The organism is Pseudonocardia sp. EV170527-09, assembly GCF_008369905.1.
Taxonomy (GTDB): Bacteria; Actinomycetota; Actinomycetes; order Mycobacteriales; family Pseudonocardiaceae; genus Pseudonocardia.
The window spans coordinates 1-662 of record NZ_VRMC01000292.1 but is presented as its reverse complement, the minus strand read 5'-3'; the positions used below and the strand labels follow the sequence as shown (position 1 = coordinate 662).

Genomic DNA, 662 nt, shown 5'->3' with positions numbered 1-662 from the left:
CATCCAGGGGTGGGGCCACATCCGATGACGACAGACCGACCTACCGGGGCCAGGTCAGATGACCACACTCAGTACTGAGCTTGACCCCTGACGCCGGACACGTCACCTGAGGTGGACCCGGTCCACCAGGGAGGATGTTGTTCGTGCCTGCACCTCACCCGCCCGAGTTCCGGCGCCGCGCCGTGGACCTTGCTCGTGCTGGCGACAAGCCGGTGTCTGCGATCGCGAAGGAACTGTCGATATCGGAGTCGTGTTTGCGGAGCTGGATGGCCCAGGCCGCCGCCGACGACACCGGCGGCTCCGATTCACGGCTGAGTAGCGCCGAGAAACGCGAATTGACCGGGCTCCGTAAGGAGAAGCGTCGCCTTGAGGTGGAGAATGAGATTCTCAAGCGGGCGGCCGCGTATTTCGCCCGGGAGAACGTTCTCCCAAAGTAGTTTTCCCGCTGGTCCGTGAACTCGCCGACGATGGATTCGACGTCGCGGTGACCTGCCGGGTCCTTGGCGTGCGCCGCCAAGGCTACTACGAATGGCGATCCGGGCACAAATCCGTTCGGGCGGTGGAGAACGAGTTGTTGCTCAAACGCATCACCACGATCCACGAAGAATCCCGCGGAACGTACGGGTGGCCGCGTGTCCACGCCGAGCTCACGCTCGGTCTGG

General features: G+C 63.9%; 2 protein-coding genes. Both read left to right on the top strand.

Annotated elements, in window-relative coordinates; translation table 11 throughout:
• Positions 1-143 precede the first annotated feature (143 nt).
• Positions 144-437: a transposase gene (locus tag FVA95_RS29170; protein ID WP_161992396.1), complete on the top strand. Its 294-nt coding sequence runs from the start codon at positions 144-146 to the stop codon at positions 435-437.
• A gap of 47 nt (positions 438-484) precedes the next feature.
• A partial coding sequence (locus FVA95_RS34205; RefSeq protein ID WP_161992518.1) for an IS3 family transposase occupies positions 485-662 on the top strand: 178 nt, incomplete at its 3' end.